The sequence below is a fragment of the Intestinimonas sp. genome (assembly GCF_026169115.1).
GTDB lineage: Bacteria > Bacillota > Clostridia > Oscillospirales > Oscillospiraceae > Intestinimonas.
In genome coordinates, this window is sequence record NZ_JAPFEA010000045.1 from 1 (window position 1) to 5366 (window position 5366).

At 67.6% G+C, this 5366-nt stretch carries 7 protein-coding genes; 2 read left to right on the forward strand and 5 right to left on the reverse strand.

The annotated features are described in order from the left end of the window. The 4 genes from Q0Y09_RS04075 to Q0Y09_RS04090 form a co-directional block, all read right to left on the reverse strand. The coding region (locus Q0Y09_RS04075) for an ATP-binding cassette domain-containing protein (protein ID WP_297718007.1) at positions 1 to 389 on the reverse strand (389 nt) is incomplete at its 3' end. Beyond that, on the reverse strand, positions 373 to 1185 hold the full coding sequence (locus Q0Y09_RS04080) for an ABC transporter permease (protein ID WP_297718010.1): 813 nt from the start codon (positions 1183 to 1185) through the stop codon (positions 373 to 375). The genes Q0Y09_RS04075 and Q0Y09_RS04080, both read right to left, overlap by 17 nt. A gap of 56 nt (positions 1186 to 1241) precedes the next feature. Further along, the gene (locus tag Q0Y09_RS04085; protein ID WP_297718013.1) at positions 1242 to 2294 is read right to left on the reverse strand and encodes an ABC transporter substrate-binding protein; all 1053 of its coding nucleotides are present in this window, start codon (positions 2292 to 2294) and stop codon (positions 1242 to 1244) included. 1 nt (position 2295) lies between these two features. Then, a complete protein-coding gene (locus tag Q0Y09_RS04090; RefSeq protein WP_297718015.1) occupies positions 2296 to 2961 on the reverse strand; it encodes a Crp/Fnr family transcriptional regulator in 666 nt (221 codons plus the stop codon). 107 nt (positions 2962 to 3068) lie between these two features. On the opposite strand from Q0Y09_RS04090, the gene Q0Y09_RS04095 reads away from it, so the two are divergent. Beyond that, positions 3069 to 3296: a hypothetical protein gene (locus tag Q0Y09_RS04095; protein WP_297718018.1), complete on the forward strand. Its 228-nt coding sequence runs from the start codon at positions 3069 to 3071 to the stop codon at positions 3294 to 3296. Positions 3297 to 3392: 96 nt separating this feature from the next. After that, positions 3393 to 4295: an FAD-dependent oxidoreductase gene (locus Q0Y09_RS04100; protein WP_297718021.1), complete on the forward strand. Its 903-nt coding sequence runs from the start codon at positions 3393 to 3395 to the stop codon at positions 4293 to 4295. Positions 4296 to 4350: 55 nt separating this feature from the next. Here Q0Y09_RS04100 and Q0Y09_RS04105 read toward each other — a convergent pair whose 3' ends face one another. Then, positions 4351 to 5202: a glycosyltransferase gene (locus Q0Y09_RS04105; protein WP_297718023.1), complete on the reverse strand. Its 852-nt coding sequence runs from the start codon at positions 5200 to 5202 to the stop codon at positions 4351 to 4353. Positions 5203 to 5366 lie beyond the last annotated feature (164 nt).

Here is a 5366-nt window from a genome sequence, read left to right on the forward strand (position 1 = left end):
GCCCGGACCAGGGAGAGCCGCCGGGCCATGCCGCCGGAGAGGGCAGCCGGGAAGGTCCCCGCCTCCCCCTCCAACCCTGCCGCCGCCAGCCAGCGCAGCGCCGTCCCCCGGTCCGGCTCCGGCAGCACATCCATGATGTGCTCCTCCGCCGTGCGCCAGGGAAAGAGCCGGTTCTCCTGAAAGAGGAGGACGGCCCGCGCCGGCTCCAGCCCGGCGACGGAGCCGGAGGAGGGCCGTTCCAGGCCGGCCAGCACCCGCAGCAGAGTGGTCTTGCCGCAGCCCGACGGCCCGGAGAGGGCGGTGATCCCCTCCGCCGGGACCGTGAGGGAGAAGCTGTCCAGCACCCGCTTTTCTCCATAGGCCAGGGTCAGTTCACGAATCTCCAGCACAGGCGCTCCCCCTCCTCCTCTGTTCCACCCGGCCCAGCAGCCATCCCAGGGTCCCCTCCAGCACAAAGCTGAGGAGGAGCACCGTCAGGGTCCAGGCAAAGAGGGCGGGGGTCTCCAGGTAGATCTTGGCGTTGTTCATCTGGGCGCCGATGGCCGTTCTGGGCAGGCAGAGGACTTCGGCGGCCACCCCTGCCTTCCAGGCCAGGCCCAGACTGGTGCGGCAGGCGGCGGTGAAGTAGGGCAGCACCGAGGGGACATACACCAGCCGGAGCCGCCGCCACCGGGAAAAGCCGTAGGCCCGGGAGAGCTCCAGCAGCCCGTCGTCTGTGCCCTCCACCCCCTGGACCACATTGGCCCACACCACCGGGAGGGCCATCAGGGCGGCGATGATGGCGGGCACCCAGTCCCGGGGCGTCCACAGCAGCAGCAGAATGATAAAGGAGGCCACCGGGGCAGCCCGGACCACCTTTATTGCCGGAGCGAAGAGAAGGCGGGCCCACCGGAAAGCCGCAGTGAGGGCGGCCAGCGCAGTCCCCACTCCCACCCCCGCGGCGGCCCCGGCAAAGACCCGGCACAGGGAGGTCGCCGCCGTCTGCCAGAACGCCCCAGTCCCCGCCAGGGCCAGCAGCTCCTGGGCGACCCTGGGCGGGGCGGGGAGGAGGAAGACCTGCCCCTCCCACAGGCAGGTGAGAAGGCCGGAGAGGTCCCCTGTCTGCCGCCAGACCGTCCAGGCTGTCCCCAGGGCCCGGTGCCCCGCCGCCAGGGCAGCGCACTCCCATACCAGCAGCCAGAACACAAGGGGCAAAAGCCGCTCCCGCCAGCCTTTGGCGGGAGCGGCTGTCCGTTTCCTGCTCACCCCGGATAATAGAAGGCGTCGTCGGGGATGCCCCCGCCGATGGCGTCGGGGCTGGCCTGGTAGAGGACCTCATAATACCCCTGGATGGCGCTGCGCATCTCATCAGCGCCGGTGATGCACACCAGGGCGCATTTGGGGATGGCCGCCTGGGCGATCTGGGCGTTGGCGGTGATGCCGTACTGGGCCACCAGCTCGCCGGCGGCGGCGGGGTCGCCATTGACGTACTCCACCGAGGCGGCATAGTCGGCCAGGAAGTTTTCCACCGCCTGGGGATTTTCCTCAATGAAATCGGTCCGGGCCACCAGAGTGGTCATGGTCAGGCGGCTGCCGTTTTGCAGGCTGTCCCACTGGGCGGAGAGGTCCAGGGCCTCCCGGACGTCGGCGTTCTTGAGCTGCACGGCGGTGGCGGCGGGGACGGGCAGCATGCACAGCTCGGCCTCTCCGCTGACCATCAGGGTGGTGATCTCATCGCCGGTCTTCCACTGGATGTCCACATCGGCGGGGTCCACCCCGTTTTCAGTGAGGAGGTAGTTGAGGACATACTCCGGGTTGGCCCCCTGGCCGGTGGCATAGAGGGTGCGGCCGGCCAGATCGGCCATGGAGTGGACGCTGTCCCCGTTTTCCAGAATGTAGAGGACGCCCAGGCCGCTGACGGCCAGCATCTGGATGCCGCCGTCGGTCTTGTTGTAGAGGTTGGCCGCCACATTGGAGGCCACGGCGGCGATGTCGATCTCCCCGTTGCTGAGACCGGCGGCCACCTGGTCGTTGGCGGTGAAGACTTCCACCTCGTAGCGGTTGGCTGTGGCCCCGGCGTCGTTGTCCGCCATGAGCTTGGCCGCGCCCACGCCGGTGGGACCGTTGAGGACGGCAAAGCGGATGGCGCCCTCCGGCTCCTGGGTGGGCTGGGCGGCGGTCTCCGCCGGGGCGCTGGTCTCGGGACTGGCGGTCTCCGGCGCGGGGCTGTTCCCGGCGTCCTTCTGGCCGCAGCCAGCCAGGACGCCGCCCAGCATCAGCAGCGCCATGGTCAGGGAAAGCAGTTTTCTTTTCATGCTAGGTTCCTCCATTCTGGTGCTCCAGGACCCCACGGTCCAGGATGACGATGGTCTTTCCCGCCCGGCGGATGGCCCCGGCCCCCTCCAGCTCCTCAAAGGCCCGATAGAGGGAGGCCCGGCTCACGTCCAGCCGGCGGGAGAGCTCGGTGGCGGGGCAGGAGACCTCTGTCCGCCCTGATTCCAGCAGCCAGCGGGAGAGCTTTCCCGTGACCCCGGGGGCGGTCAGTCCCTCCACCTTCCGGCTCAGGAAGTGGATGCGCTCGGAGAGGTAGGCGAGGTAGCTCCGGCGGAACGGGGGGCAGTCGTCCAGCAGTGCGGCCACCAGCTCCTCCGGAAAGAAGGCCACGGTGCAGGCCGTGAGGGCGGCGACGGTGGTCTCATACCGGTCCCTCCGGTGGAACAGCGTTGCCGCCCCAAAAAAGTCCCTCCGCTCCAGAGTGCTCATGACCAGGGCCCCCTTGGTGACCCTGGCCCGGCCGGCGAGGAAGACCCCCAGGCACCGGCGGAACCGGCTGGGGCTGTAAATCACCGCTCCCTTCGGAAAGGTCTCCCTCAGACAGCCCGGGTCCTCCGCCGCCCGGCGGAGCCTGTCCTCCGGCACCGCCCGGAACAGCTCTGTCCCGGCCAGGGTGGCCAGCTGCTCCCGGCTCCAGTCCTCCGCCATCCCCTCGCCCCTCTTTCTGTCTCATTTCAGACACTTTTAGATTTTACTCCCCGGACGGACCAAAGTCAATCCCAAACATAAGATAAGAGAGAAAGGGGGAATCCCAAATGGGACACCGCAACCAAGGCCAGGACCGGCAGCATCGGGGGCCGTCGCCCGCCTGGATACAGGCAGACGCCGGTCCCCGCGCGGCCCTGGCCGACACCGCTACCCGGGTCGTACGTCCCGGCCCGCCCGCCTTTGGCTGCCCCGCCTGCCGGGAGATGATCTCCCTCCTCCGGCGGCAGAACCGGCTGCTGGAGGAGCTGCTGGAGGCCATGGGCGTCCGCCCCTGAGTTTTACCGTTTTCAGAAAAGAAGATTGCCTCCCGGAGGGTTTTGCGCTAGAATGAGAACAGCAGACAAAATGACACCCGAAGGAGGTCGTTTCTGATGTATGATATCGTGATCGTAGGCGCCGGTCCCGCCGGGCTGACCGCCGCCCTGTATGCCCGCCGGGCCGGGCACACTGTCCTGGTGCTGGAGGGGGGCGTCCCCGGCGGCCAGGCCGTCACCACCCCCCATGTGGAGAACTGGCCGGGGACCCTCTCCATCTCCGGCCCTGACTTCGCCATGGGCCTCTATCAGCAGTGTGCCGACCTGGGGGCCGAATTTCAGTTCGCCGCCGTCACCGGATTTGAGGACAGGGGCGGGGTCAAGCTGGTCCGCGCCGGGGAGGAGACCTATGAGGGCCGCACCCTCATCCTGGCCAACGGCGTCCAGCGCCGGAAGCTAGGGGTCCCCGGTGAGGAGCGGCTGGGCGGCAAGGGCGTGAGCTACTGCGCCACCTGTGACGGCAGCTTCTTCAAGGGCAAGGAGGTGGCCGTGGTGGGCGGCGGCAACACCGCCGTGGAGGACGCCATCTATCTCGCCTCCATCTGCCCCACGGTGTGGCTCATCCACCGCCGGGACAAGCTCACCGCCCAGAAATACCTGCTGGACAACCTGAAAACCAAAGAAAACGTCAGGCTCCTCACCGAGCACAAGGTGCTGGAGATCCAGGGGGAGAATCAGGTGGAGGCCGTCCGTCTCATGGGGCCGGAGCACCAGCGCATCCTCCATGTCGCCGCCGTCTTCGCGGCGGTGGGCCTCATCCCCGACAACGAAAAATTCTCTCCCCCCCTGGCCCTCAACGAGTACGGCTATATCCAGGCCGGCGAGGACTGCGCTACCAACGTGCCCGGCGTCTTTGTGGCCGGGGACAGCCGCTCCAAGGAGCTGCGCCAGCTGGTCACCGCCGCCTCCGATGGTGCCATGGCCGCCAGCAAGGCGGGACAGTACCTGGGCGCTCTGTAAACAGACGAAATTGCCCCTTCCGCGTCCCAGAAAGACGCGGAAGGGGCAGTTTACTTTACAGGTCTGTCTGGAGCGCCGGCCGGCGGCCCTTCTCCCCGCCGCCGGGGAGGGTGAGGGTCGTGCCGTCGGTGGCGCTGGAGATGAGATAGCGGTAGATCCTGGCCTTCTGCTCGTCGTAGAGGTCCAGGTCCTGATAGAGATTCTTATAATAATCAAAGGTATCCCGCTTCATGCGGAGCATTTTTCGGAGGGTGGCCTGGCTGGCCACCAGACTGCCAGGCCGCTTATGGTAGTAGTAGAGGGGCTTGGGCACCGCCGCCACCAGGCGGACATGGCGCAGATATTCCAGGTTGAAGAGGAAGTCCTCGCTCCAGCTCACCCCCTCCTCAAAGCGGAGACCCTGCTTCTCCACAATGGGCCGGCGGTAGAGCTTGTTCCACAAAACGCCGTAGTAGTAGTTGGCCGGGGCCTTCACCATCTCCTGGGCAAACTCCTGCCGGGTGAGGAGCCGTTCCCCCTTGATGTGCCCCCGCTGGGCCTGCTTCTCCCCATCCACCCGGAAAAAGTGGGAGAGGACCAGGTCCGCGCCGGTGCTCTGGGCTGTCCGGACCAGCGTCTCGGTGGCGTCCGGCGTCATACGGTCGTCGCTGTCGGAAAACTGGAGATAGTCCCCCCGGGCCGCCTCCAAACCGGCGTTTCTGGCGGCGGATACGCCTCCGTTGGGCCGGTCCAGGACCCGGACCCGCCGGTCCACCCGGGCAGCGGCGGCGCACATCTCGCCGGAGCCGTCGGTGCTGCCGTCGTTGACCAGGATGATCTCCAGGTCGGGCCAGCTCTGGGCCCGCAGGCTCTCCAGGCAGGGGCCCAGGTAGAGCTCGGCGTTGTAGACAGGGACAATGATGCTCACAAGGGGTTTATCCAAAAAGACACCTCACAGACGGGCCGTCCAGAGGACGGCGGGCAGATGGGGACGGACTCAGTCCGGGCGATGGGGCTCCAGGCCCAGCTGGTAGAGGGCGTTGGCCCAGGAGCCGCAGGTCTCCTGGAGCCGGCGGCGGACCGGCACGGGGA

What these genes read in the sequence shown, in the direction of transcription:
- Q0Y09_RS04085 (WP_297718013.1), bottom strand. Translation starts at nt 2,294, where the DNA reads ATGAAAAGAAAACTGCTTTCCCTGACCATGGCGCTGCTGATGCTGGGC.
- Q0Y09_RS04090 (WP_297718015.1), bottom strand. Translation starts at nt 2,961, where the DNA reads ATGGCGGAGGACTGGAGCCGGGAGCAGCTGGCCACCCTGGCCGGGACA.
- Q0Y09_RS04095 (WP_297718018.1), top strand. Translation starts at nt 3,069, where the DNA reads ATGGGACACCGCAACCAAGGCCAGGACCGGCAGCATCGGGGGCCGTCG.
- Q0Y09_RS04100 (WP_297718021.1), top strand. Translation starts at nt 3,393, where the DNA reads ATGTATGATATCGTGATCGTAGGCGCCGGTCCCGCCGGGCTGACCGCC.